Raw genomic sequence first — 2,026 nt, forward strand, 5'->3', positions numbered from 1 at the left:
GGATCCTCGACTTCGTGGCCGGCGACTCCGAGTACTGGCACCTGACCGGCGCGGCGAACGTCGCGTACCTGAAGCCGCTGGCCGAGGACGCGGCGACGAACGTCGCGCTCGTCTGCGAGTCCGGTCGCATCTACTCCTTCCTTGTCTCCGAGGATGGCGAGAAGCCACCCCATCTGGTCGTCCGGGTGGAGGCGGGTGCGGAGGCGGAGGCCGCGTTCGACGCTCCCAGGTTCGTCGCCCGGAGCGAAGTCTCCGCCTACCGCGAGATGGCGGCCCAGGCCGTCGATGCCGCACGGCTGGCCCGCGCGGAGGCCGAGGCCGGGATCGTCGAGGCGCGGGAGCGGGCCGAGGCGGAGATCGAGGCGTTCCGCGCCTCCTACCCCGAGCGGCTCCGGTTCGAGTACCGGCTGGACCGTGATGCGTCCGAGCGGCCGTTCCGGGTCGAGGCGATGTGGCACGACGGGGAGTTCACCTATCTCCGCTCGCGCGCGCAGGAGTCTCCGGCGCTCTACGAACTCCGGGACGGCGAACCGAGCCTGGTCGCGTTCGATCTCACCGAAGACGGCCTCTACGTCGCCCGCCGCGTCCTAGGCAACGGGTGGCTCCAGATCGGCGACCGGCGGGCCGGGTGGCGGTTCGAGCCCGCGGAGGGTTCGAGATGAGCCTCTGGAAGCAGTTGGTGAAGGAGCCGAAGGGCGCGTTGCCGGGCGGCTTCGTCACGAAGGCCGGGATCGCCCTGATGACCGTGCTCGTGGCCGGGCTGCTGCTATCCTCGTCGTTTACCGGTCCCGACGAGACGGTTGAGGGCGTCGCCCCCGCGCCGGCGCGGCCCGTGGACGACCGCACGGGCCGGGCGCTCGACGGGCGCCTCAGCGACGAAACCGACCGCCAGAGCCAGCAGGCGGCGGCGGATGCGGACCGGGAGAGGCAACAGTCCGGTGCCTCTGGGCAGGAAACGGTCGAACAGGACACGCCGGCAAGTCCGGGCAGCGCCGGGGGCGGCATGGGCCGCGCCGAGTTCGAGCTTCGCGAGGCCCTCCGGTTGGAGGAGGTAGAGCGCGGGACACGCTCGCTCCGCTCATTCCCCGTCGCGCAGTCGCACCGGGATCCGAACGGACCCCCGGATGCGGCGGGGTCTCTCTCAGTACCCGAGTCTCCCGACGCGGCACTCGACGGCGCACTCGCGTCTCTTGGGCAGTCCCTCGCCGCCCTCGAAGCCGAGATGGCGGCGGGGCTGGCCGCGGGAGGGTTCGCGCCCGGCGCCGGAGGCCCGGCACCGCAGGCGGACGTTCCCGCCGCGTCAGGCACGTCCGAGCCCGGCCGTTTGGTGCGGCCGCATGACCCGCCGGGCTGGGCGCGCATCCGCGAGGGCACGTTCCTCGAAGCGGTGCTCCTGACTCAACTCTCGGGCGAGTTCCCCGGGCCGGTGCTCGCCATGGTCTCGGCTCCGCTTTATTCGGCCGACCGGCAGCGGGTGCTGATCCCGCGCGGCGCGCGCGTCGTCGGAACGGCCCAGGCCGTCCAGAACCGCGACCAGAGCCGCCTCGCCGTCTCATTCCACCGGCTGCTGCTCCCCGATGCGAGTTGGGTGGACCTTGAGTTCACCGGCTTGAACCAGGTGGGCGAGAGCGCGCTTCGGGACCAGGTGAACCGCCGCTACCTCTCGACGTTCGCAGCCGCCGGAGCGGTCGGCGCGCTGAGCGGGCTCACGCTCGCCGGGGCCTCCCCCTACGGACTCCGGGCGGGCGTCGGCCAAGGGCTCGGAGGCAGCGCCGCCTCGATGCTGGACCGGTATCTGAACCGTCTGCCCGAGATCACGATCCGCGCGGGCCACCGGCTCCGCGTCTGGCTCACCTCCGATGTCCTCCTCCCCGTCCCGACCCCAACCAGATGACACGAAAGGACTCTTTCATGCTTCACCGCATCCTCGCCCCCGCGCTTCTCGTCCCCGTTCTGCTCCTCGCGGGCGCTCGTCCCGCGAGCGCGCAGTTCGACTTCGGGAGCTGGTTCCAGCGGGCCACGATCA

General features: G+C 72.0%; 2 protein-coding genes. Both read left to right on the forward strand.

Going from position 1 to position 2,026, the window contains the following annotated elements; all coding sequences use genetic code 11:
• On the forward strand, window positions 1-662 hold a 662-nt coding region (locus tag OXN85_07080), incomplete at its 5' end, for a TrbG/VirB9 family P-type conjugative transfer protein (GenBank protein ID MCY3599717.1).
• On the forward strand, window positions 659-1,894 hold the full coding sequence (locus OXN85_07085; GenBank protein ID MCY3599718.1) for a TrbI/VirB10 family protein: 1,236 nt from the start codon (window positions 659-661) through the stop codon (window positions 1,892-1,894). The genes OXN85_07080 and OXN85_07085, both read left to right, overlap by 4 nt.
• Window positions 1,895-2,026 lie beyond the last annotated feature (132 nt).

This window comes from Candidatus Palauibacter australiensis, assembly GCA_026705295.1.
Lineage (GTDB): Bacteria > Gemmatimonadota > Gemmatimonadetes > Palauibacterales > Palauibacteraceae > Palauibacter > Palauibacter australiensis.

Excerpts from the sequence above, each read along its gene's own strand:
- OXN85_07085 (MCY3599718.1), top strand. The coding sequence starts at position 659 with ATGAGCCTCTGGAAGCAGTTGGTGAAGGAGCCGAAGGGCGCGTTGCCG.